Annotated in this window: 20 protein-coding genes; 7 read left to right on the plus strand and 13 right to left on the minus strand. The window is 68.4% G+C overall.

Translation table 11 applies throughout. From position 1 onward, the window contains the following. Positions 1-60: 60 nt before the first annotated feature. Complete coding sequence (locus C8J26_RS08605) at positions 61-1242, minus strand: molybdopterin molybdotransferase MoeA (RefSeq protein ID WP_107957510.1); 1182 nt, start codon at positions 1240-1242, stop codon at positions 61-63. Positions 1243-1682: 440 nt separating this feature from the next. On the opposite strand from C8J26_RS08605, the gene C8J26_RS08610 reads away from it, so the two are divergent. Next, positions 1683-2417, plus strand: coding sequence for an energy transducer TonB (locus C8J26_RS08610; RefSeq protein ID WP_107957632.1), 735 nt, complete (start codon positions 1683-1685; stop codon positions 2415-2417). A gap of 90 nt (positions 2418-2507) precedes the next feature. Here the strand turns inward: C8J26_RS08610 and moaC are convergent, their stop codons facing one another. From moaC to C8J26_RS08630, 4 genes are read right to left on the minus strand one after another with little or no spacing between them, the layout of a single operon-like run. Beyond that, entirely contained in the window at positions 2508-2975 is a 468-nt protein-coding gene (moaC, locus tag C8J26_RS08615; protein ID WP_107957511.1) for a cyclic pyranopterin monophosphate synthase MoaC, read from the minus strand. Continuing rightward, positions 2972-3748, minus strand: coding sequence for an indole-3-glycerol phosphate synthase TrpC (trpC, locus tag C8J26_RS08620; protein WP_056418296.1), 777 nt, complete (start codon positions 3746-3748; stop codon positions 2972-2974). Before trpC ends, moaC begins: the two co-directional genes overlap by 4 nt. Position 3749: 1 nt before the next feature. Further along, a complete protein-coding gene (gene trpD / locus C8J26_RS08625) occupies positions 3750-4730 on the minus strand; it encodes an anthranilate phosphoribosyltransferase (protein WP_107957512.1) in 981 nt (326 codons plus the stop codon). Then, positions 4727-5410: a glutamine amidotransferase-related protein gene (locus C8J26_RS08630; RefSeq protein WP_107957633.1), complete on the minus strand. Its 684-nt coding sequence runs from the start codon at positions 5408-5410 to the stop codon at positions 4727-4729. Before C8J26_RS08630 ends, trpD begins: the two co-directional genes overlap by 4 nt. 180 nt (positions 5411-5590) lie before the next feature. Between C8J26_RS08630 and C8J26_RS08635 the strand changes: the two genes are divergently transcribed. Then, positions 5591-5995, plus strand: a complete 405-nt coding sequence (locus C8J26_RS08635) for a hypothetical protein (protein WP_056418303.1) — start codon at positions 5591-5593, stop codon at positions 5993-5995. A gap of 107 nt (positions 5996-6102) precedes the next feature. Here C8J26_RS08635 and trpE read toward each other — a convergent pair whose 3' ends face one another. Together trpE and C8J26_RS08645 are read right to left on the minus strand one after the other, a co-directional pair. Then, a complete protein-coding gene (gene trpE / locus C8J26_RS08640) occupies positions 6103-7593 on the minus strand; it encodes an anthranilate synthase component I (protein WP_107957513.1) in 1491 nt (496 codons plus the stop codon). 7 nt (positions 7594-7600) lie between these two features. Next, positions 7601-9556, minus strand: coding sequence for a peptidylprolyl isomerase (locus C8J26_RS08645; protein WP_107957514.1), 1956 nt, complete (start codon positions 9554-9556; stop codon positions 7601-7603). Positions 9557-9718: 162 nt separating this feature from the next. Between C8J26_RS08645 and tpiA the strand changes: the two genes are divergently transcribed. Next, on the plus strand, positions 9719-10462 hold the full coding sequence (gene tpiA / locus C8J26_RS08650; RefSeq protein WP_416366477.1) for a triose-phosphate isomerase: 744 nt from the start codon (positions 9719-9721) through the stop codon (positions 10460-10462). 103 nt (positions 10463-10565) lie between these two features. Then, positions 10566-11264, plus strand: coding sequence for a hypothetical protein (locus C8J26_RS08655; RefSeq protein WP_056418313.1), 699 nt, complete (start codon positions 10566-10568; stop codon positions 11262-11264). Between the two features lie 141 nt (positions 11265-11405). Here C8J26_RS08655 and C8J26_RS08660 read toward each other — a convergent pair whose 3' ends face one another. After that, the gene (locus C8J26_RS08660; protein ID WP_107957516.1) at positions 11406-12791 is read right to left on the minus strand and encodes a leucyl aminopeptidase family protein; all 1386 of its coding nucleotides are present in this window, start codon (positions 12789-12791) and stop codon (positions 11406-11408) included. After that, complete coding sequence (locus C8J26_RS08665) at positions 12788-14179, minus strand: serine hydrolase domain-containing protein (RefSeq protein ID WP_107957517.1); 1392 nt, start codon at positions 14177-14179, stop codon at positions 12788-12790. Before C8J26_RS08665 ends, C8J26_RS08660 begins: the two co-directional genes overlap by 4 nt. A gap of 164 nt (positions 14180-14343) precedes the next feature. Here C8J26_RS08665 and C8J26_RS08670 point away from each other — a divergent pair, with 164 nt between their 5' ends. After that, positions 14344-14490, plus strand: coding sequence for a lmo0937 family membrane protein (locus tag C8J26_RS08670; protein ID WP_107957518.1), 147 nt, complete (start codon positions 14344-14346; stop codon positions 14488-14490). Positions 14491-14726: 236 nt separating this feature from the next. Further along, on the plus strand, positions 14727-15011 hold the full coding sequence (locus tag C8J26_RS20080; protein ID WP_146168800.1) for a hypothetical protein: 285 nt from the start codon (positions 14727-14729) through the stop codon (positions 15009-15011). A gap of 59 nt (positions 15012-15070) precedes the next feature. Here the strand turns inward: C8J26_RS20080 and rimO are convergent, their stop codons facing one another. After that, positions 15071-16423, minus strand: a complete 1353-nt coding sequence (gene rimO / locus C8J26_RS08675; RefSeq protein ID WP_107957634.1) for a 30S ribosomal protein S12 methylthiotransferase RimO — start codon at positions 16421-16423, stop codon at positions 15071-15073. A 106-nt stretch (positions 16424-16529) separates the two neighbouring features. Here rimO and C8J26_RS08680 point away from each other — a divergent pair, with 106 nt between their 5' ends. Further along, the gene (locus tag C8J26_RS08680; RefSeq protein WP_208631348.1) at positions 16530-17618 is read left to right on the plus strand and encodes an anhydro-N-acetylmuramic acid kinase; all 1089 of its coding nucleotides are present in this window, start codon (positions 16530-16532) and stop codon (positions 17616-17618) included. A 272-nt stretch (positions 17619-17890) separates the two neighbouring features. On the opposite strand, the gene C8J26_RS08685 is transcribed toward C8J26_RS08680, so the two are convergent. From C8J26_RS08685 to C8J26_RS08695, 3 genes are all read right to left on the minus strand, one after another. Beyond that, entirely contained in the window at positions 17891-18232 is a 342-nt protein-coding gene (locus C8J26_RS08685; protein WP_146168801.1) for a hypothetical protein, read from the minus strand. A gap of 74 nt (positions 18233-18306) precedes the next feature. Further along, positions 18307-19485 (minus strand): vWA domain-containing protein, encoded by a 1179-nt coding sequence (locus C8J26_RS08690; RefSeq protein ID WP_107957520.1) that lies wholly within the window; start codon positions 19483-19485, stop codon positions 18307-18309. A gap of 12 nt (positions 19486-19497) precedes the next feature. Continuing rightward, positions 19498-21411 carry a CocE/NonD family hydrolase gene (locus tag C8J26_RS08695; RefSeq protein WP_107957521.1) on the minus strand — a complete coding sequence of 638 codons (1914 nt, stop codon included), beginning with the start codon at positions 21409-21411 and terminating at the stop codon, positions 19498-19500. Positions 21412-21557: the final 146 nt, after the last annotated feature.

Consider the following 21557-nt stretch of genomic DNA (forward strand, 5'->3'; position numbering starts at 1 on the left):
TCCGTCCGGAACAGACGAGGAACTTCTATGGAACATAGTTGACCCCGTCAAGCGCCCGCATCACGCAATGACGAGGATTTCCGCCGATTCGCCCGCTTTTGCCACCGGTGCGCTGCCGGGGCGCACGATCAGGCAGGTCGAGCGGGCGAGCGTCAGCAGCATCGAGCTGTCCTGGATCGTCGACGCATAGGCCTTGCCGTCGCGCAGTTCGGCACGGAGATAATCGGTCCGCGCGTTGTTGGCCGGCAGGTCTTCGCCGAGTAGCGCGTGCGTCGCTTGCGGTAGCGGATCGCTTGCGCCGGCCATGTGCGCGACGACGGGTTTGACGAACAGGATCGCGGTGACGAAGGCGGAGACCGGATTGCCGGGCAGCCCGAGGACCATCATGTCGCCGATCCTGCCGGCCATCATCGGTTTGCCGGGGCGGAGCGCGATCCGCCAGAAATCGATCGTTCCGCCCGCCGCCTCGATCGCCGGGCGGACGAGGTCGTGGTCGCCGACCGACGCGCCGCCGGTGGTGACGAGGAGGTCGGCCTGAACGCTCGCGAAGGCGTCGCGCAGGACGTCGAGATTGTCGGGCAGGATGCCGAGATCGATGACGTCGACGGGCATGTCGGCGAGCATCGCGGCGAGCATGATGCCGTTCGATTCGGGGAGCGCGACGCCATCGGTGGCCGAGCCCGGCGGGACGAGTTCGTCACCGGTGGCGGCGACCGCGACGCGGACTCGGCGGTTGACCGTAAGGCTGCCATGGCCGCCGGTCGCGGCGACGGCGATGCGCGCGGGGCTGAGGCGCTGGCCTGCCGCGATCAGACGCGTGCCGGTCGAGAAGTCTAGGCCCTTGCGGCGGGTGTTGCGCCCCAGCGTCGGTGGGCCCTCGCCGGCGAGGAGCAATGTGGCGCCGTCGCGCTCGGCCTCTTCCTGGACCATGACGGTGTCGGCGCCCTCGGGCATGGCGGCGCCGGTGAAGATGCGGGTGGCCTCGCCCGTCGCGATCGCGCCGGTGAAGGGGCGGCCGGCGGCGCTCTCGCCGATGACGGTCCAGGGGCCGGGGAGGTCGGCGAAACGGATCGCGTAGCCGTCCATGGCCGAGAGGTCGGCGGCGGGTTGGGTGCGGCGGGCGAGGATATCCTCGGCGGCCCAGCGGCCGGCGGCGTCGCGCAGGGGAACGGTCTCATGGCCGACGCGGGGGGCCATGGCGAAGAGGCGGGTCTGGGCTTCGGCGACGGGGACTAGGGTCATGCGTAAGTCTCTGTTTTCGGGCGGTTCGGAAAAGTGAAGTATAGGAAGTAGAGACGCTGGGAGGTGTTTGGCGGGTCGTCGTTTGGCGGGGTGTCGTAAGGGGAAGCGCGGGGGTGGGGCGGTATGTTCCGTGCTGTGCCACTCGTTTGTTGTGTAGGACAGGTGTTGTTGGGGTGGGGGCGGCGGTCGCGCGTTTCGGCTGCATCGGTCGATACCGAACTTCAGCGACTGCTTCCTTGTTCTCCCGCGAAGGCGGGAGCCCAGGCTGGGTCCCCGCCTTCGCGGGGAAACAGGGTGGGGCGGGTGGCGCTGGTTATCACTTGGGCCTTCCCAATTGGGCCCCGGCCTTCGCCGGGGTGGTGTTGGCGGGGGCGCTGGCCAGCGTGCGTTCATGCGGGGAGGGGCTTTTCTGGTGCGCAATGACGCACCAGATCAATAGGATGACCGTAACGCAGCCACGGACGAGAGACAGGATCGGCGCGGCGATCGGGGCGGTCGTGTTGCCGGGGGTGCTTGGCTATGCGCTTCTGAATGGGCTGGTCGTGCCGATGCCGGCGGCGGTCGGCGAGGCGTTGAAAGTCTTTGGGGTGGCGCCGCCACCGCCGCCGCCACCGGTCGAAAAGGTCAAGCCGCGGCCGTCGCTCAGCCGGAAGCCCGAGGGGGCTGCATCGCCGCCCAATCTCAAGTCGAAGGCGACCGAGCTCGTGGCGCCGCCGCCGGTGGTGCCGATCGTGGTGCCGCCGCCGTTAGTGGTGGCGGAGAAGGCCGGGCTGGGCGCGCAGGCGACGGCGGGGGCGTCGGACGTGCGCGGGCCGGGGACCGGGAGCGGCGGGATTGGCAATGGCACCGGGAGCGGTGGGTCTGGCGATGGCGACGGTGGGGGTGGCGAGGAGACGCCGCCGCAGTGGCGCAAGGGGCGGCTGAAGGACTCCGACTATCCGCGCGAGGCGGCGGAGACGGGGATCCGTGGGCGGGTGTCGGTGCGGTATGTGGTCGGGACGGATGGCCGCGTGACGCGGTGTCGGGTGACTGGGTCCAGCGGGAGCCGGGAACTCGATGCGCTGACGTGTCGGCTGATCGAGCAGCGGTTTCGGTATGATCCCTCGCTCGATGCGGCGGGGCGGCCCGTGGAGTCGACGATCGTCGAGGACCATGAATGGGCTATGGATGACTGATCGGGCTTGAGGGGTGGGGGCGTCTTGCTTGGCTTGCCCTCACCCTCGACGCCTTTGGCGTCTTTCCCTCTCCCCGTTGGGGAGAGGGTCTCAGGCGGTCCAGTTGCCGGATTTGCCGCCTGATTTGGCGCGGACGCGGATGTCGGAGAGGACCATCGTCTTGTCGATCGCCTTGGCCATGTCGTAGATCGTCAGCAGCGTGACCGTCGCGGCGGTGAGCGCTTCCATCTCGACACCGGTCTTGCCTTCGGTCGAGGCGGTGGCGGTGGCAGTGACGCCGGTTGTGTCGACGGTCAGGTCGATCTCGACCTTGGTCAGCGGCAGGGGATGGCAGAGCGGGATCAGGTCGCTGGTGCGCTTGGCTGCCATGATCCCGGCGACGCGCGCGACGGCGAGGACGTCGCCTTTCTTGGCTGTGCCCGCGCCGATCGCGGCGGCGGCTTCGGCGGACATGGTGATGCGGCCCGAGGCGACGGCTTCGCGGGCGGTGACCGCCTTGCCGCCGACGTCGACCATCCGTGCCGCGCCGGCTTCGTCGATATGCGTGAGGCCGGTCATCCTACCAGCGCCCGCGTCGCGGCCTCGACGTCGTCCTGGCGCATGAGCGCTTCGCCGATCAGGAAGCAGCGGATGTCGTGCTCGGCCATCGCGTCGAGTTCGGCGCGAGTCGTCAGGCCGCTTTCGGCGACGAAGGTGCAGTCCTTCGGGGCACGGCTCACCAGCTCGTAGGTACGGTTGAAGTCGACGGTGAAGTCGCGCAGGTCGCGGTTGTTGACGCCGATCAGCCGCGACTTGAGCTTGAGAGCGCGCTCCATTTCGTGCGCGTCGTGGACCTCGACGAGGACGTCCATGCCGCATTCGAGCGCGGACGCCTCGATCTCGGCCATCTGCACGTCGTCGAGCGCGGCGACGATGATGAGGATGCAGTCGGCGCCGATCGCGCGCGCCTCGGTCGACTGCCAGGGGTCGACCATGAAGTCCTTGCGCAGGACCGGGATCGAGACGGCGTCGCGCGCGGCGGTCAGGTAGGCGTCGGCGCCCTGGAACCATTTTTCGTCGGTCAGGACGGACAGGCACGCGGCGCCGCCGGCCTCATAGGCGCGGGCGTGCGCGACCGGATCGAAGTCGGCGCGGATCAGGCCCTTCGAGGGACTGGCCTTCTTGACCTCGGCGACCAGCGCGTAGCCGGGCTTGGCGTCAAGAGCCGCGCGGAAGCCGCGCGGTTTGGACATGCGGGCGATCCCGGCGTCGATGTCGGCGAGCGAGGTGGTGGCCTTGCGTGCGGCGACTTCGGCGCGCTTGGTCTCGAGGATACGGTCGAGCATGGTCATGTCAGTAGGCGATCCAGCGGGCGAGCAGCGCGTCGGCGCTGCCGGTGTCGAGGGCGGTGGCGGCTTTCGCGACGCCATCGACAAGGGTGGGGACGGTGCCGGCGACCATCAAGGCAGCGGCGGCGTTGAGCAGGACGGCGTCGCGGTATGCGCCGGTTTCGCCCTTGAGCAGGCGGCGGAGCGCATCGGCGTTGTGGTGCGCGTCGCCGCCACGGATGTCGGTGATGGCGTGGGCGGTGAGGCCGGCGTCTTCGGGGGTTACGCGCGCGGGGAGCGAGACGCTGCCGACCGAGGCGACGATGCTGGGGCCGGCGCCGGAGAGCTCGTCGAGGCCTTCTTCGCCCGAGACGACGAGCGCGGCCTGCGTGCCGAGCTGTTCGAGCGCGTCGGCGTAGAGCGTCACGTAGTCGGGCCGCGCGATGCCGATCAGCTGGCGGGTGGTGCCGGCCGGGTTGGCGAGCGGGCCCATCAGGTTGAAGATGGTCCGCTTGCCGATGCGCTGGCGGATCGGGGTGATGCGCTTCATCGCCGGGTGGTGGTTGGCGGCGAACAGGAAGGCGATGCCGATGTCGTTGAGGCTCGCCTCGGCAGTGGCGCCGGCGCGGTCCATGTCGAGGCCGAGGACTTCGAGCGTGTCGGCGGCGCCGGCCTTGCTGGAGGCGGCGCGGTTGCCGTGCTTGGCGACGGGGACGCCGCAGGCCGCGACGACGAGCGCGACCGCGGTCGAGACGTTGAGCGTATGGTGGCCGTCGCCGCCGGTGCCGCAGACGTCGATGGCGCCGGCGGGGGCGTCGATCGGGATCATCCGGTTGCGCAGTGCGCGCGCGGCTTCGGCGATCTCGATGCTGGTTTCGCCGCGTGCGGACAGATCGATCAGGAAAGTCGCGATCGCGTCTTCGCCGGCGCGTGCGTCGAGGATGTCGGCGAACGCTTCGCGGGCGGATTCGCGCGAGAGGGGGGAGCGGGGGTCGGGGAGGATCATAGTCCCCTTCCGCTTGCGGGAGGGGTTAGGGGAGGGGCTTCGTTCTTCGTGGGCGCGGCGGTTGCGGCGCTGCCCTCCCCCGACCCCTCCCGCAGGCGGGAGGGGAGTTGATGGGGAATGTCGGCCATCTTCAGGAAGTTCGCCAGCATCGCATGGCCGTGTTCGGTGGCGATGCTTTCGGGGTGGAACTGGACGCCGTGGATCGGCAGCGTGGCGTGGCGGAAGCCCATGACGGTGCCGTCCTGCGCGGTCGCGTTGACGACCAGCGTGTCCGGCACGGCGTTGACGATCAGCGAGTGGTAGCGCGTGGCGATGAACGGCGAGGGCAGCCCGGCGTAGAGCCCGGTATCGTCGTGGAGGACGGGCGAGGTCTTGCCGTGCATCAGCCCGCCGCGCTCGACCTTGCCGCCGAAATGCTGGCCGATCGCCTGATGGCCCAGGCACACGCCGAGCAGCGGCTTGCCCGCGTCCGCGCAGGCGGCGACGAGGTCGAGGCTGACCCCCGCCTCGGTCGGCGTGCAGGGGCCGGGGGAGATGAGGAACGCGTCCGCGCCCGACGACAAGGCTTGCCCGGCGGAGATCGCGTCGTTGCGGACGACTTCCACTTCGACGCCCAGCTCCATCAGATAATGGACGAGGTTCCAAGTGAAGCTGTCGTAATTGTCGACGACGAGGATCATGGCGCCGCCATAGCCGAAGCGCGGGGCCATGCAAGGCGCGCGGCGGCGGCGCGCCGCAAAGTGCCGCGGGGCGGTCGCGGATGGCGATGGTCGTCCCTATATGAGGGGCGCGGGCGACCTTCATTCAGTGCGGAGCAATGCTGTGTGACGGACGTTATCCCTTCAAAGGAGCCTTCCCCCATGTTTCGTACCGTCGTCCTCGCCGCACTGATCGCGCTTCCCGCCATGGCGTCCGCGCAGGATGCACAGGTCGCCTCGCCGCCGCAGCGGATCCGCAGCGTCACGCTGACCGGGGACCAGAAGTGCCCGCCGTCGACGAACGGCGAAGTTGTGGTGTGCTCGACGCTCGACCAGCCGTATCGGATCCCCAAGGCGCTGCGCGAGGACAAGCCGATCGCCGCGCAGAACCAGAGCTGGGTCAACCGCGCAGCGTCGATGGATCAGATCGGGCGAGTCGCGGGCGGGTTGCCGGATACGTGCTCGGCGGTCGGCACGGGTGGCCAGTCGGGTTGTTTCCTGGCGCGGAACAACGCGTATGCGGCTGAGCGGCGGGCGCCGAGCAGCGAGACCACCACGACGCCGTGATTTCGCCCCCTCTTGTCATCCTGACGGAAGTCAGGACCCAGAGCCAGCAAGGGCGGTCCTCGTGACCCTGGGTCCTGACTTTCGTCAGGATGACGGGGTGGTTTAGTTTACTGACCGAAGCTTGGCGCTTTTGCTCGGCTGACCGCTTCGCGGGCCGCTGCCAGGATCGCGCCGGCCTTGGCTTCGCATTCGCGTTGTTCGTATTCGGGGATGCTGTCGGCGACGATGCCGGCGCCGGCCTGGACGTGGATCGTGCCGTCCTTGACCACCGCGGTGCGCAGCACGATGCACGAGTCCATCGAGCCGTCGGGCGAGAAATAGCCGACGCCGCCCGCATAGGCGCCGCGGCGCTCGGGCTCGAGTTCGGCGATGACCTGGCACGCGCGGACCTTTGGTGCGCCGCTGACGGTGCCCGCCGGGAACCCCGCGAACAGCGCGTCGAGCGCGTCCTTGGCGGGCGACAGCGTGCCGACGACGTTCGACACGATGTGCATCACGTGGCTGTAGAATTCGACGCCGTAACTGGCCGTCACGCGCACCGACCCCGGCGACGCGGCGCGGCCGACATCGTTGCGGCCGAGATCGAGCAGCATGAGATGTTCCGCGCGTTCTTTCGGGTCCGCGAGCAGGCTGATGCGGTTGGCCTCGTCCTCGGCGGCGGTCTTGCCGCGGGGGCGCGTGCCCGCGATCGGGCGGATCGTGACTTCGTCGTCGCGGACTCGGACGAGAATTTCGGGGCTCGACCCGATCAGCGCGAAGCCGGGGAGGTCGAGATGATAGAGGAACGGCGACGGATTGATGCGACGTAGCGAGCGGTACAGCTCGAACGGCGGCAGCGCGAACGGCGTGCTGAACCGCTGTGCGAGCACGACCTGGAAGATGTCGCCGGCGAGGATATAGTCCTTCGCGGTGGCGACCATCTCGCCGTAGCGGCCCTCGGGCAGCGCGGGCGTGTAGACGGGCTCGGCGACGTCGGCGCGAACCGGGGCGGGGACGGGGGTGCTGGCGAGCTTGGCCGCGACCGCGTCGAGGCGCTCCTCGGCTTCGGTGACGATCGCGTCGGCATCGCGCGCGGGATCGGGCCAGGCGGGCGCGACCAGATAGAGCGCGTCGGTCAGGCGATCAAAGACGAGCACGACGGTCGGTCGCACGAAGATCATGTCGGGCAGGCCGAGCGGATCGACCGGCGGTTGCGGCAGAGTCTCGACCAGGCCGATCGTCTCATAGCCGAAATAGCCGACGAGGCAGGCGAGCGCGCGGGGGAGTTCGGCGGGAACGTCCGCACGGCATTCGGCGACGAGCGCGCGCAATGCGTCGAGCGTCGGCACGTCGCAGGGTTCGAACGTCTCGCGATCGGTCGCCCAGTGGCGGTTGATCTCGGCGCGCTGGCCGTGCGCGCGGAACAGCAGGTCGGGCGCGAGGCCGATCAGGCTGTGGCGGCCGCGAGTCTCGCCGCCCTCGACCGATTCGAGCAGGAAGTCGCCACGCCCCGGCTCGATGAGCTTGAGCGCGGCGGCGACCGGCGTTTCGGTGTCGGCGACCTGACGACGCCAGACGAGCGCGGGGCGCCCATAGGCCAAGGCTTCACGAGGCGTCATCCGAGGATCAGTTCGCCGTGCCGGCCTGGCCGAGCAGCTCGGCGCGGGTGCGGGCGAGTGCGGTCGCGTTGGTCTTCACGCCGACATCGACGCGGACCGCCTTGGCGAACTGCTCGACATATTCGCGACCGACCGACCGGCCGATATTGGCGCGCGCAGCCTTGATCGCGGCGTCGTTGCCCGCCGCATTGCCGCTGGCGATGCTGTCGAGCTTGATGATGAACCAGCCGCTGTCGTCGGGCGCGGCCAGCGTCTTGGCGGTGTTCGGCGCCATGCTGAACATCAGCGCGAGCGCGGGCGGCGCACCGCGCGGATCGGCGGCGATCTGCGCGCGCGACGCGGTCAGCGGGCGAGCGGCGGGGATCGGCAGCTTGGTCTGCGCGAGCGACTGCTGGATCGTCATGCCCTTGTTGATGCGCGCGAGCACGTCGGCGGCGACTTTCCGCGCGGCCTGACGCGAGCGATCGGCGGTCACGTCCTTCAGCACGGCAGCGCGGACCTGTGCCAGCGGACGCGGCGTGGCGCGGACGACACGGCCGAGCGCGACGACCGCGAAGCCGCCATCGGTGCCGAGCTGGACGAGCTGCGGACCATCGCCATCGGCGGCCTGGAACGCGGCGGCGACGAGCGGCGCGATCGCGGGATCGGGCTTGCTGGTCGCGTCGTCGGGATTGATGCCGCTGGCGATCAGCGCCGGCGTGGTGACGGGCTTGAGCTTCTGGTCGGCGATCACTTCGTCGAACGTCGCGTTCTTCGAGAGCGAATCGTCGATCTTGTCGTGGATGTCGGACAGCGCGGCGGCTGCCTTCTGGATCCCGAGCGCAGCGGCGATCTCGCCGCGGACCTGGTCGAGCGAGCGACCGGCGACGTTCTCGATCTTGTCGACCTTGGCGACCGTCCAGCCGAGCTGCGTACGGACCGGGCCGATCACGGCTCCGCTCGCGGCGGCGAACACGGCATCGGCGACCTGCGCGGATGCGGTGCCGGCATAGGCAGCCTTTTCGACGCCCGCCTGGGTCGAGGCTTCGAGGCCTGCGGCGCGTGCGGCATCGGCGAGGCTGGTGCCCGCCTTCACCTTGGCGGCGAGCGCGGTGGCGCCGGCCTGATCGGCGACGACGACCTGCGTGATCGTACGCTTCTCGGTGGCCGCATAGCGTGCGCGGTCCTGCTGATAGGCCTTGGCGATTTCGGCGTCGGTCGCGGCGGCCTGAGTCTTGACCTGATCGGGCGAGACGACCGCGTAGCGGACGATGCGACGCTCGGGCACGGTGTAGCGCGCGATGTTGCGCGTGTAGAAGGTGTTGAGATCGGCATCGCTCGGCGCGGCACCGGCGGGGACGACGGCGGCGGGGATGAAGCCGATCGTGCCGGTGCGCTTCTCGAGCAGGAGCGAGGCATAGGGGAGCGCGAGCTGGCTCGAGACCTGCGTGGCGCCGGTGCTCGGGATCGTCAGCTGCTGCGCGAAGGTATCGCGGACGATGTCGCTGCGGATCTGCGCGTCGGTCAGCTTGCGCTGCGCGAGCACCTGCCGATAGAGATTCTCGTCGAACTTGCCGGTCGGGCCCTGCAACGCGGGGATGCTGGCGATCTGGCCGTCGACCGAGCGCTTGCTGACGACCATGCCCTGAGCGCGGCCGAACTGCTCGAGCGCCATGCTGGAGATGATCCGGTCGAGCGTGCCTTCGAAACCGCCCTGGTTGACGAAGGTCGCCATGTCGAGCGTCGGCTGCTGCTGGCGGAAGCCTTCGAGCTGGGTCTGCGCCTGCGTCTTGAGCTCGTTCGCGCTGACCTCGGCCTTGCCGACCGTGGCCACGTCGCCGCCGGTGATCCCTGCGCCACCGGTCATCGAGCTCAGCCCCGTGACGTCACCCGCCGCGAAGGCGAGCGCGATCACGCCGAGCACGAGGAAGGTGATGATCACGCCGACCTTCGAATGGGTAAGGCGGCGGAAGAAAGCGAGCATGGACAGCCGATCGACAGGGATGGGAACGGCGTTGCTTTACGGGCGCGCGGGCAGCTCTTCAAGTCAGGCGCTGCAAAGGGCGTGCGGACGTATAGGGGACGTTGCGGACTTGTGCGGGGCGGGTGCGGCGCTATCGCTGGGCGAAATATCCGGGAGATAGTGATGCGTCGCAAGCTTGTAGCAGGAAACTGGAAGATGAACGGGTCGCGGGCGATGCTCGTCGAACTCGATGCGATCGCCGCGGCGGCGGGCGCTGCGCCCGGGATCGACGTGTCGGTCGCGGTGCCGTTCACGCTGATCGCGGCGGCGTCCGAGCGGGTGCCGACCCTCGCAATCGGCGCCGAGGACGTTCACGAGGCGGAGTCGGGCGCGCATACCGGGTGCGTGTCGGCGTCGATGGTCAAGGAAGTCGGCGCGTCGTTCACGATCGTCGGGCATTCGGAACGCCGGTCGGACCAGCACGAGACGAGCCACGACGCCTGGGCGAAGGCAGCGGCGGCGCACAAGCAGGGGCTGAACGTCATCCTGTGCTGCGGCGAGACCGAGGCCGAGCGCGATGCGGACCGGGCCGAGCGCGTCGTGCAGGCGCAGATCGAGAAGTCGGTACCGGACAATGCGGACGGCAGCTGGTTCACGCTCGCCTATGAGCCCCGCTGGGCGATCGGCACCGGGCGCACGCCGACTCTGGAGGAGATCGCGGCGATCCACGCGATCGCGCGCGCGAAGTTGCGGATGCTGATCGGCGACAGGGCTGCCGGTGTGCGGATCCTCTACGGCGGCTCGGTCACGGGCGCGAATGCGGCGTCGATCCTCGATACGCCGAACGTCGACGGGGCGCTGGTCGGGGGTGCGAGCCTGACCGCGGCGAAGTTCGTGCCGATCATCGAGGCCGCAGCTTCGCTGTGAACGCTTGCGTCGAACAGCGTTAAGTGTCGATAAACACTGTGCTCTCATAATTAATGTGTGATTCGTTGAGCGGCGAGACGCTGTCATTCGGGCGGGGATTGATATGGCCAAGTGGTTTCGCGGGTGCGTCGGTGCCTCGATCGCAGTCTGCGCGGTGGTGGCGGCGATCCCCGCCAGCGCGGAGACGCCGCGCGAATTGCTGACCCAGGCAGGGTTCGTCGATCGGGACCGCGGGATGGCGCTGGCGCGGATCGACAAGGCCGCCGCGGTCGCGGGGCAGGCGCTCAGTCGCGCGCCGGGCGACCAGGAAGCCGCGATCATGCAGGCGATGGCGAACGGCTATCGCGCCAAGCTGCTGGGCAACCGCGCGCAGGCGATCGCTGCGCGGAAACAATATGAGGCGCTGGTGACCCGCTATCCGCGCAATGCCGAGGCGCAGGCGGCGCTCGGCGCGTGGCATGTCGGGGTGATCGCCAAGCTCGGGCGGTTCGTCGGGCGGGCGGTGGCGGGGGCGCAGAAGGCGACCGGGTTCGAGGCGCTCGACAAGTCGGTGGCGCTCGGCGGCAATCGCGCGATGTTCGCGGGGCTGGCGGGGTTGCTGCGGCTGGAGCTCGATCCGAACGATGCGCGGGGACGCGCGCTGGTCGAGACGGCGAGCAAGGCGCCGACGCCGACCGCGATCGACGGGTTCGTGCGCAAGGCGGCGGCAGCGGTGCTGGTGCCGCTGCGCGCGGGCGATGCGGATGCGACCAAGGCGCTGGCGGACAAGCTGCTGCCGTTCGGGCAGTTCGCGACGGGGTAAGGGCTGGCGTCGCCTTTCGCCGCCGTCATTCCCGCGGAGGCGGGAACCCATATTGGCTGGCGGACGAGATAAATCGCTGACGTTTGAGGCTATGGATCCCCGCCTGCGCGGGGATGACGAGCCTATGTACGATGTTTCCGATCAGCGCGCATACCGCTTCGCGAGCATCGCGAAGGTGGCGCGCAGCGCATAGGCCTCGCCACCCTTCGGCCGGCCCGGTTTCGCCGATGGACGCCAGGCGAACACATCGAGATGCGCCCAGGCGGTGCCCTTGGGCACGAACCGGCGGAGGAACAGCGCGGCCGTGACCGCGCCGGCAAAGCCGCCATCGGGGGCGTTGACCATGTCCGCGACGTCCGAGCGCAGCATCTCGTCATAGGCGTTCCAAAGCGGCAGGCGCCACATCGGGTCAATCTGCTCGATCCCGGCCGCGAGCAGGTCGGCGGCGAGCGTCTCGTCGTCGGTGAACAGCGGCGGGAGGTCGGGACCGAGCGCGACGCGCGCCGCGCCGGTGAGGGTCGCGAAGTCGAGGATGAGCGTCGGGTTGCTCTCGCCTGCCTTGGTGAGGGCATCGCCGAGGACGAGCCGCCCTTCGGCGTCGGTGTTGGTGTTCTCGACCGTCAGGCCCTTGCGCGTGGCGAGCACGTCGCCGGGGCGGAAGGCGTTGCCCGCGATCGCGTTCTCGACCGCGGGGATCAGGAGGTGGAGGCGGACGGGGAGCTTTGCCGCCATCACGAGGCTCGCCAGCGCGAGCGCGTGCGCGGCGCCGCCCATGTCCTTCTTCATCAGCCGCATGCCGGCGGACGGCTTGATGTCGAGCCCGCCGGTGTCGAAGGTGACGCCCTTGCCGACCAGCGCGATGCGCGGGTGCGCGGGGTCGCCCCATTCGAGCTCGATCAGCCGCGGTGCGCGGTCCTTGGCGGCGGCCTGGCCGACCGCGTGGATCATCGGGTAGCCGGTCGCGAGCGCGTCGCCGCGCGTGACCGTGACGGTTGCGCCGTGGCGTTTTGCGAGCGTCTCGGCGGCGGCCTCCAAGTCGGCGGGGCCCATGTCGGAGGCGCCGGTGTTGACCAGATCGCGGACCATCGCGGTGGCTTCGGCGAGGCGCACGGTCTCGTCGATCGAGGTGGCGTCGGCGGTCAGCAGGATGCGTGCGCCGATCGGATCGGGCTTCACGTAGCGCGTGAACTGGTGCTGGGCGAGCATCCAGCCGAGCCCGGCGGCGCCCACCGGGCTGTCCGCGAGGCGGTAGGTGCCCGCGGGCAGCGACGCGCCGAGCGAGGCGATCCGCCACGGCGACGTCAGCGCTTCGTTGCAGACGAGCAGCATCGCCCAGTCGTCGGCGGCGTCGCCGGGGAGGACCGCGCGGTCGCCGGCTTTTCCGGTCAGCCGGTGCGCTGCTACCGTCGTGCGGACTCGTTGTGGCTGCGTGCCGAGCCAAGTGTCGTACGCGTCGGGATGGACGACGTGGATCGTCCGCGCGGGCTGGCCACGGTCGGGCAGGAGCATCGAAGCGAAGTCGGTCATGAAGCGGGTGCCACCAAAAGTTGTTCGTACCGGCCGGTCGCGCCGGGCTCGGCATAGGTGCTGAGCGAGAGCGCGCGGTCGGGATAGGTTATCCGATAGGTGCGGTTGACGAAGCCGCCGCGCAAGCGGGTCTTGCCGGTTTGTGCGAACGCGGTCGGCTCGCCGAGGATGCCGAGGCTCGATTTATAGTCGGCCAGTGCGACCGGCTTGAAGTAGTAATTGGCATCTTCGGTGAGGCCCTTGCGGTCGAGCGTGCCGGTGCGGAGTTGGTCGTAGACGGCGCGGGCGTGGGCGAGCGCCGCGGTGTCCTCGGCGTTCGCGACGGGGGTGGGCAGGACGATCTTCGCGACGCCCTTCGAGATGCGGCCGACCGCGTCGCTGAACCAGCTGTTGGTGAGGACGACGATCGCGGCCTGGTCGTCGGGATAGACGATGTTCTCGGACAGGAAGCCCACCGCCTCGCCGCTATGTTCGACATAGCGACGACCGTCGGCGCTGCCGGTGAAGACGCCGAGGCCGTAGCCGTTGCTCGATCCGTCGGCGAGCTTGACGGGGGTTTCCTGCGCGGCCCAGTCGTCGGCGGGCAGTGTGGTGCGGGAGAGGCGCGCGACGTCCCATTTGGCGAGATCCTGCGCGCTCATCGAGAGTTCGCCGGCGGCATAGAGCCAGCCATCCGCGCTCGGCGTCTCGGCGCGGACGGGGCCAAGCGCGAACCGGCCATAGCCTTGCGGGAACGCCTTGCCGATCGCCTTGTCCTGGTCGAGCGCGCGGATATCGAGCGGCTTGAAGATGCGCTGCTGGAGGAAGGACAGGAGTGGTTGGCCGGACACCTTCTCGACGATCATCCCCGCGACGACATAGCCCGTGTTCGAATATTGCCACTGCGTGCCGGGTGCGAAATCGAGCGGCTTCTTGGCCCAGCGGTCGACGATCTGCTGCGGCGTGACGGGCTTGGCCATCGCGGCGAAGCTGTAATCCTGCGGCCAGTAGTCCTGCAGCCCCGAGGTGTGGCTGAGCAACTGGCGGATCGTGATGCGGTCGCCGCCGGTGATGCCGGGGATGTATTTGGCGACGGTGTCGTCGAGCGACAGCTTGCCCTCGTCCTCGAGCAGCAGGATCGCGGCGGCGGTGAACTGCTTGGAGATCGAGGCAATCTGGTAGGGGAGTTTCGGGTCCGCCGTCGCGATCGCCTCGGAGGGTTTGCCGTACGCCTTGGCGAACACGATCCGCCCGCCGCGCACCACCGCGATCGAGGCGGAGGGGACGCCGGTGTCGCCAAGCGCGCCGGCGACGAGCGTGTCGATCTGCGCGGTCTCGGCAGGGGTGAGCGACTGGGCGATGGCGGGAGCCGGCAGCAGCGCGGCGACGGCGAGAAGGCGGGTCAACATCGCCGCAACGAAGCAGAACCGGGTCGTCGGTGCAACGCCGTGATTTTAATTACGCGTCGGTAGAGGGGGTTAGGCTATGGCAGAAATGTTGACGGAACATGGATCAATATGGCGACGTTTTATGGCGGGGCCGGGAGCCCGTCACTTCCGAGGGGACTAGAACCATGCTGTATACCATCGCCATCATCCTGCTTATTCTCTGGCTGGCCGGGTTCGCCTTCCATGTCGCCGGCGGGCTGATCCATATCCTGCTGGTGATCGCGGTCATCGTCGTGCTGGTGAAGCTGTTCACCGGGCGCAACGTCGTCTGACCGGCATCATGGCGTTATTGCCAGTCGGTTTACAAGATTAAGTACATGCCCAAATAGAAAACGCCGATGCCGTAAAATTGGTTGATGGGTTGTACTAAAATTATCGAGTTCGGCGGTGTTTGCAAAGACACCGCCAAATCGAACCCATTACATGTTGCAAGCCTCCCGCGAGATGCAATGATTGCCATTGATCCGGTACAGCCACTTTGCAGGCTCTTCGGATCGAAGGAGGTTGTATGCTATACGCCTATCTTGCGATGATCGGCTGGTGTGGAACGAAGTGGCCAGGCTGCTGGCGCTGGCCGCATCCAGGCCCCGGTCCTGACCCGGAGCCTTGGTGGGACCTCGCCATCGGGGTGATCGGCAGCATTGGCGGCATCATCGCCGTCGGTCTCTTCCGAACGCTGCTGCCCGAAGGGTTGACCGCCGTCACGACGACGGCGTTCTTCGGCGGTGCATTCGCCGCCACGGCGGTCGGGTCGCTCGCCGCGCTGCGCGGGACAGCGGGTCGGAAGGTCTAGGGCGATCGGGCTGGTACGGCGATCCAGCATAGCATCCCGATGCCCCGACCCCGGGAGACTTATACGGGCACGCCGTAGAGATCGTGGTCGTCGGCGTCCTCGATCGTGACCGGTACGATATCGCCGACCGTCAGATGGCCGGCGTCGCGCAGGAAGACCTCGCCGTCGATCTCGGGCGCGTCGGCCTTCGAGCGGCCCGTTGCGCCTTCCTCGTCTACTGCGTCGATGATCACGTCGAGCGTCCGACCGATCTTTGCCTGCAACTTCGCCGCGGAGATTGCCGCGGTCTTTTCCATGATGCGGGCGTAGCGCTCTTCCTTGAGCTCTTCGGGGACATGGTCGGGCAGCAGGTTCGCGGCGGCGCCCTCGACGGGTTCGAAGCGGAATGCGCCGACCCGGTCGAGCTGCGCTTCGTCGAGCCAGTCGAGCAGATACTGGAAATCCTCCTCGGTCTCGCCGGGGAAGCCGACGACGAAGGTCGAGCGGATCGTGATGTCGGGCGCGATCTCACGCCATTTGTGGATGCGCTGTAGCACCTTGGCGTCGTTGCCGGGGCGCTTCATCAGGCGCAGCACCGACGGCGCGGCGTGCTGGAACGGGATGTCGAGATACGGCAGCACGAGGCCCTCCGCCATCAGCGGGATGACGTGATCGACGTGCGGATAGGGGTAGACGTAGTGGAGGCGCACCCAGGGGGCGATCTTGCCGAGTTCGCGCGAGAGATCGGTCATGTGCGCGCGCACCTCGCGGGCCTCGCCGCGTGACATCGGGCCGCCGGACTTTACCGGCCAGCTGGCGTGGCGCAGGTCGACGCCGTAGGCCGAGGTGTCCTGGCTGATGACCAGCAGTTCCTTCGTGCCGGCTTCGACGAGCTTTTCGGCCTCGCGCAGGATCGCGTCGGGGCGGCGGCTGACGAGGTCGCCGCGCAGGCTCGGGATGATGCAGAACGAGCAGCGGTGGTTGCAGCCTTCCGAGATCTTCAGATAGCTGTAGTGGCGCGGCGTGAGCTTCAGCCCGGCGTCGGGGATCAGGTTCAGGAACGCCGATGGCGGCATCGGCGCGGCGTCGTGGACCGCGCCGACGACCTGCTCATATTCGTGCGCGCCGGTGATCGCGAGCACCTGCGGAAAGCGCGCGCGGATCGCGTCGGCTTCCTTGCCCATGCAGCCGGTGACGATGACCCGGCCATTCTCGGCGATGGCTTCGCCGATCGCCTCGAGGCTTTCTTCCTTTGCCGAATCGAGGAAGCCGCAGGTGTTGACCAGCACGACGTCCGCGCCGGCATAATCGGGCGACATCTGATAGCCGTCGCCGCGCAGCTGCGTGAGGATCCGTTCGCTATCGACCAGGTTCTTCGGACAGCCGAGCGAGACCATGCCGATTTTCGGCGGGGAGGGGAGTGTTGTTGCCATGAAGCCCGCGCACATAGGCGAAAAGTTCGGTTTTTTCTAGGCGGCGCGAGGGGCATCATCCATGGGGAGGCCGATTGCGAGACGCGGTGCCCGGGAAGGATTTTAAATGCTGGCCATTGGACTGATGTCGGGAACGTCGCTCGACGGGATCGATGCCGCGCTGATCGAAACCGACGGCGAGGCGTTCGTGCGGGCGATCGCGTTCCGCGGCGAACCCTATTCGGATGCCGCGCGCGCTCAGCTCGCGGAGGCGACGCGGATGGCGCTGACGTTCGAACGGCCGCGCGCGAGCCCGCCGGTCGTCGCGGCGGGCGAGCTCATCACGCGCGCGCACGTGTTCGCGGTGCACAAGCTGCTCGCCGATGCGGGCGTGGCGGCGGCGGAGGTCGGCGTGATCGGCTTTCACGGCCAGACGATCGCGCATCGCCCCGACCGCCGCTGGACGTGGCAGATCGGCGACGGTGCCGCGGTCGCGCGCGCGACGGGGATCACGACGGTATCGGACTTTCGCTCGGCGGATGTCGCGGCGGGCGGGCAGGGCGCGCCGTTGCTGCCGGTCTATCACGCGGCGCTGGCGGCGGGGCTCGACGGGCCGGTCGCGGTGCTGAACCTTGGCGGGGTGGGGAACATCACCTTCATTCCCGGCGGGGCGGAAGCGTTGGTTGCGTTCGATACAGGGCCGGCGAACGGGTTGATCGACAGCTGGGTCGAGGCGGAGACGGGCGCGCGCTACGATGCGGGGGGCGCGCTGGCGGCGTCGGGGCGGGTCGACGAGAGCGTGCTGACCGCGATGCTCGACCATCCGTTCTTCGATACGCCGCCGCCGAAATCGCTCGACCGGAACGACTTCACGATCCAGCCGGCGCGAGGGTTGTCGGCGGCGGACGGCGCGGCGACGCTGACCGCGTTTACCGCGGCGACGGTGGCGGAGGCGGTGCGGCAGTTGCCCGCGCGGCCGGTGCGGTTGCTGGTGGCGGGCGGGGGGCGGCATAACCCGACGATGCTGGCGATGATTGCGGAACTGACCGGGCTGGTGGTCGAGCCGACCGATGCGCTTGGGTGGAACGGCGATGCGCTGGAGGCGGAGGGCTTTGCCTATATGGCGGTGCGGACGCTCAGGGGGCTGCCGATCAGCTTTCCGGGGACGACGGGGGTGCCGGCGGCGATGGCTGGCGGGGTCGTGGACCGGGTTTGAGTCGGGGCGGCGTGACCTCCGAAGACAGTATGTTCTCCCGCGAAGGCGGGAGCCCGGACTGGGCTCCCGCCTTCGCGGGAGAACAAGGGGGCGGGGGGAGCCTGAGTTAGAGCGCTCGCCCCCGTCTCTTGCACCGCTTCTTCTTCCACCCCGGCGGAGGCCGGGGTCCAGTTGGGGGACGTGGCTAACTAACGGGGCGCTCCGTTACTGCGACCTTTCCAACTGGACCCCGGCCTTCGCCGGGGTGGTATGTCGGAGGGGCCGCGGGCGGATCAGTGCGGCTTCTTCGCCTTGGCCGGCTTCTTCGGCTCGGGCTTGTGCGGCGCTGGCTTCTTCGGATCGGGCTTCTTCTCGGCCGAGTCCTTGGCGCGCAAGGCTGGCGCTGCGATCGCCGCTGCGATCCCTGCGATGACCGTCGCACCGACCGCGATCGCGGTCTTCGGGTGCGACTTCACGGCGTCCGTCGCCGTCGCCAGCCCGGCCTTTGCCGCGTCGGTCGCGTCCTCGACCCAGTCGCTCGCGGCCGCCTTGGGGGGCTTGGGCGGCTTGGGCTTGTGATCGTCGTCGTGATGGACCTTGGCATGCGGCATGGCGGAGTTGGGGATCGACGACATCAGGCGTTCCTTGGGTTGGAAATGATGCACGTTAAACCGACCGCCACCATGACGGTTCCGTTACGGTCGACAGCCTAGCGTTTGCGCGTCAGTTCGCGCATCGCGTCGTCGAGCCCGGCGAGGCTCAGCGGGTACATCCGGTCGGTCATCAGCTCGCGGATGATCCGGACCGACTGCGAATAGCCCCATTGCGTCTCGGGCACCGGGTTGAGCCACGCCGCCGCCGGATAAGTATTGGTCAGCCGCTGCATCCAGACCGCGCCCGGCTCCTCGTTGAAATGCTCGACCGAGCCGCCGGGATGCGTGATCTCATACGGGCTCATCGACGCGTCGCCGACGAAGATGAGTTTGTAATCATGGCCGAACTTGTGGAGCACGTCCCACAGCGGCGTCCGCTCGGCGAAGCGGCGCATATTGTCCTTCCACACGCCCTCGTACGGGCAGTTGTGGAAGTAGAAGAATTCGAGGTTCTTGAACTCGGTCGTCGCGGCCGAGAAGAGTTCTTCGCACAGCTTGACGAACGGGTCCATCGAGCCGCCGACGTCGAGGAACAGCAGCAGCTTGACCGCATTGCGGCGCTCGGCGCGCATGACGATGTCGAGATAGCCCTGGCGCGCGGTGCCGGCGATCGTGCCGTCGATATCGAGTTCGTCGGCGGCGCCGTCGCGCGCGAACCGGCGCAGGCGGCGCAGCGCCACCTTGATGTTGCGCGTGCCGAGTTCGCGCGTGTTGTCGAGGTTGCGGAACTCGCGCTGGTCCCAGACTTTCAGCGCGCGCTTGTGCGTGCTTTCGCCGCCGATGCGGACGCCTTCGGGATTGTAGCCGCCATTGCCGTAGGGCGACGTGCCGCCGGTGCCGACCCATTTGTTGCCGCCCTGATGGCGTTCCTTCTGCTCCTCGAGGCGCTTCTTGAGCGTCTCCATGATCTCGTCCCACGAGCCGAGCGACTTGATCGCGGCCATTTCGTCAGGCGTCAGGAATTTTTCCGCGACGGCCTTCAGCCAGTCCTCGGGCACCTCGCCGGGGGCGGTGCCGTAGCTGGTGGCGAGGCCACGGAAGACCTTGGCGAAGACCTGGTCGAACTTGTCGAGCAACCCCTCGTCCTTCACGTACACCGCGCGGGAGAGGTAATAGAAATCCTCCGGCGTCCGCTCGATCACCTCGGCGTCGAGCGCCTCGAGCAGGATCAGATGCTCCTTGAGGCTGGCGGGGATGCCGGCGCTCCGCAGTTCGTCGAGGAAGTTCAGGAACATGGGGTCATTTCCTCATTTCGCCGCGGCGATCGGCAGTTCGATCGCGCTGGCCTGCGTCGGCGCGTGAAAGACGCTGATCGTCGCCTTGCGGTAGTCGGCGGGCTTGGCGTCGAAGATGTTGGGGACATAGGTCTGCGGGTTGCGATCGTAGAGCGGGAACCAGCTCGACTGGACCTGCACCATGATGCGGTGGCCGGGGAGGAAGACGTGGCTGGCGTTGGGCAGGACGACGCGGAAGTGCGTGGGCTGGCCGGCGACGATCGGGGTCGGTTTGTCGAAGCCGTCGCGGTAGCGGCCGCGCAATATGTCCATCGAGACCGCGAGTTGGTAGCCGCCCATGTCGGGCTTGTCGGAATATTCCGCCGGGTAGACGTCGATCAGCTTCACGACGAAATCGCCGTCGGTGCCGGTGGTGCTGGCGATCAGGTCCGCGACGGGCGCGCCGGCGATCGCGACCGCGCTGGTCAGCGGCGGCGTCTGGTAGGTCAGGACGTCGGTGCGGTCGGAGAACGGGCGCTGGTCGTCGACGAGCCACTGCCGCCACGTCGACCCTGTCGCATAGGTCGGGCGGATCGGGCGGAGGCGGTAGGGGATCGGCTTGGCGGGATCGGAGACATAGTCGTCGCGGCCGTCCTGCGTCGGCGCGGTTGGGGCGAGGCCGCTCATGGGCTGGAAGTAGAGTTTTTGCGTGGCGGTGGAGCTCGGCCAGCCGGCGAGCGTCTGCCACTGGTTGGTGCCGGTCTGGAACGCGGTGACGGGGGCGAGCGGTGCGGGCGTCGCGCCGGTCTTGAGCGCGCCGTCGAGGAAGGGGAGCAGGACGTTCTTGCGGAACCAGAGCGCGGTGTCGGCATCGAAGCGGATCGCGCCCAAGGTCGAGCCGTCGCCGTTCGCGCCGCCATGCGCCCAGGGGCCGAGCGCGAGGTGGTTGACGTGGTTGGGATCGACCTTCGACACCGCCTCATACGCTGCGACCGCGCCGTAAATGTCTTCCTGGTCCCATTGGCTGGCGACCCAGAGCGTCTGCACCGTCTGCGGTTGCTTCGGCAGGATCGTCTCGAGCGCCTGGCCCTGCCAGAACGAGTCGTAGGTCGGGTGATCGTGCATCCGGTCGACGAACGGGAGCTGGCCGAGGCCGCGGCTCTTCACGAAATCGCTGGCGGATCCGGCGCGGAGGAACGTGTCGTAATCGTCGTAGGCGTCGCGCCAGAGGTCGCCGGCCTCGCCCTTTGCGGCGTCCTGGCTGTAATAATAGTCGTAACCGACCTGGCGGAAGGCGCCGCCGTGGAAGTCATCGTCGCCCTTCCAGGTGTTGATCACCGGGTTGATCGGGACGGAGGCCTTCAGCGCGGGGTGCGGGTTCACCAGCGCCATCGCGGCCATCATGCCGTCATAGCTGCCGCCGATGATGCCGACGCGGCCGTTGCTGTTCTTGAGGTTCTTCACGAGCCAGTCGATCGTGTCGTAGGCGTCGGTGGAGTGATCGACCTTGGTCTTGTTGAGCGGGCCGATCAGCGGGCGTTCGTTGATATAGGCACCGTTCGAGCCGTTCTTGCCGCGGACGTCCTCGAACACGCGGATGTAGCCCGCGTCGAAGAACATGGCGTCGGACGCGCGCAGGTTCATCGCGCCGCTCGAACTCGACGAGCGGCTGGCGACGCTATCGGCGTTGTAGGGGGTGCGCTGGAGCAGGATCGGCGCGTCGGTGAGGCCCTTGCGCTGGACGATGACCGCATGGAGCGTGACGCCGTCGCGCATCGGGATATCGACCTCACGGCGGTCGAAATCGAAGCTTGCGTTGGCGGGGACGAACTTGGCGGGGATGTCACCGCCGGGGGGCGGGGTCTTTTCCTTTTGCGCGCCGACGATCGAGGGCGCGGACGTCGCGAGCAGGGCCAGCGTGATCGTCGTGAAAGCCTTGAACCGCATCGTCATCCTCACCGTCTTTTCGCAGACGGTGGTGGCACGGTTTGGCGGGTGGCGGCAACACCGCTCGCACCGTCATCCTGATGAAAGTCAGGACCCAGGGTTACGGGCGGCGCGGTTCTTGGCTCTGGGTCCTGACTTTCGTCAGG

The organism is Sphingomonas aurantiaca, from assembly GCF_003050705.1.
GTDB classification, from domain to species: Bacteria; Pseudomonadota; Alphaproteobacteria; order Sphingomonadales; family Sphingomonadaceae; genus Sphingomonas; species Sphingomonas aurantiaca.

Excerpts from the sequence above, each read along its gene's own strand:
- trpE (WP_107957513.1), bottom strand. The coding sequence starts at position 7,593 with ATGACGCCTCGTGAAGCCTTGGCCTATGGGCGCCCCGCGCTCGTCTGG.
- C8J26_RS20080 (WP_146168800.1), top strand. The coding sequence starts at position 14,727 with ATGCTATACGCCTATCTTGCGATGATCGGCTGGTGTGGAACGAAGTGG.
- C8J26_RS08690 (WP_107957520.1), bottom strand. The coding sequence starts at position 19,485 with ATGTTCCTGAACTTCCTCGACGAACTGCGGAGCGCCGGCATCCCCGCC.
- C8J26_RS08630 (WP_107957633.1), bottom strand. The coding sequence starts at position 5,410 with ATGATCCTCGTCGTCGACAATTACGACAGCTTCACTTGGAACCTCGTC.
- trpD (WP_107957512.1), bottom strand. The coding sequence starts at position 4,730 with ATGATCCTCCCCGACCCCCGCTCCCCCCTCTCGCGCGAATCCGCCCGC.
- C8J26_RS08670 (WP_107957518.1), top strand. The coding sequence starts at position 14,344 with ATGCTGTATACCATCGCCATCATCCTGCTTATTCTCTGGCTGGCCGGG.
- C8J26_RS08695 (WP_107957521.1), bottom strand. The coding sequence starts at position 21,411 with ATGCGGTTCAAGGCTTTCACGACGATCACGCTGGCCCTGCTCGCGACG.
- C8J26_RS08665 (WP_107957517.1), bottom strand. The coding sequence starts at position 14,179 with ATGTTGACCCGCCTTCTCGCCGTCGCCGCGCTGCTGCCGGCTCCCGCC.
- C8J26_RS08605 (WP_107957510.1), bottom strand. The coding sequence starts at position 1,242 with ATGACCCTAGTCCCCGTCGCCGAAGCCCAGACCCGCCTCTTCGCCATG.
- C8J26_RS08645 (WP_107957514.1), bottom strand. The coding sequence starts at position 9,556 with ATGCTCGCTTTCTTCCGCCGCCTTACCCATTCGAAGGTCGGCGTGATC.
- moaC (WP_107957511.1), bottom strand. The coding sequence starts at position 2,975 with ATGACCGGCCTCACGCATATCGACGAAGCCGGCGCGGCACGGATGGTC.
- trpC (WP_056418296.1), bottom strand. The coding sequence starts at position 3,748 with ATGACCATGCTCGACCGTATCCTCGAGACCAAGCGCGCCGAAGTCGCC.
- tpiA (WP_416366477.1), top strand. The coding sequence starts at position 9,719 with ATGCGTCGCAAGCTTGTAGCAGGAAACTGGAAGATGAACGGGTCGCGG.
- C8J26_RS08680 (WP_208631348.1), top strand. The coding sequence starts at position 16,530 with ATGCTGGCCATTGGACTGATGTCGGGAACGTCGCTCGACGGGATCGAT.
- C8J26_RS08655 (WP_056418313.1), top strand. The coding sequence starts at position 10,566 with ATGGCCAAGTGGTTTCGCGGGTGCGTCGGTGCCTCGATCGCAGTCTGC.
- rimO (WP_107957634.1), bottom strand. The coding sequence starts at position 16,423 with ATGGCAACAACACTCCCCTCCCCGCCGAAAATCGGCATGGTCTCGCTC.
- C8J26_RS08685 (WP_146168801.1), bottom strand. The coding sequence starts at position 18,232 with ATGTCGTCGATCCCCAACTCCGCCATGCCGCATGCCAAGGTCCATCAC.
- C8J26_RS08635 (WP_056418303.1), top strand. The coding sequence starts at position 5,591 with ATGTTTCGTACCGTCGTCCTCGCCGCACTGATCGCGCTTCCCGCCATG.
- C8J26_RS08610 (WP_107957632.1), top strand. The coding sequence starts at position 1,683 with ATGACCGTAACGCAGCCACGGACGAGAGACAGGATCGGCGCGGCGATC.
- C8J26_RS08660 (WP_107957516.1), bottom strand. The coding sequence starts at position 12,791 with ATGACCGACTTCGCTTCGATGCTCCTGCCCGACCGTGGCCAGCCCGCG.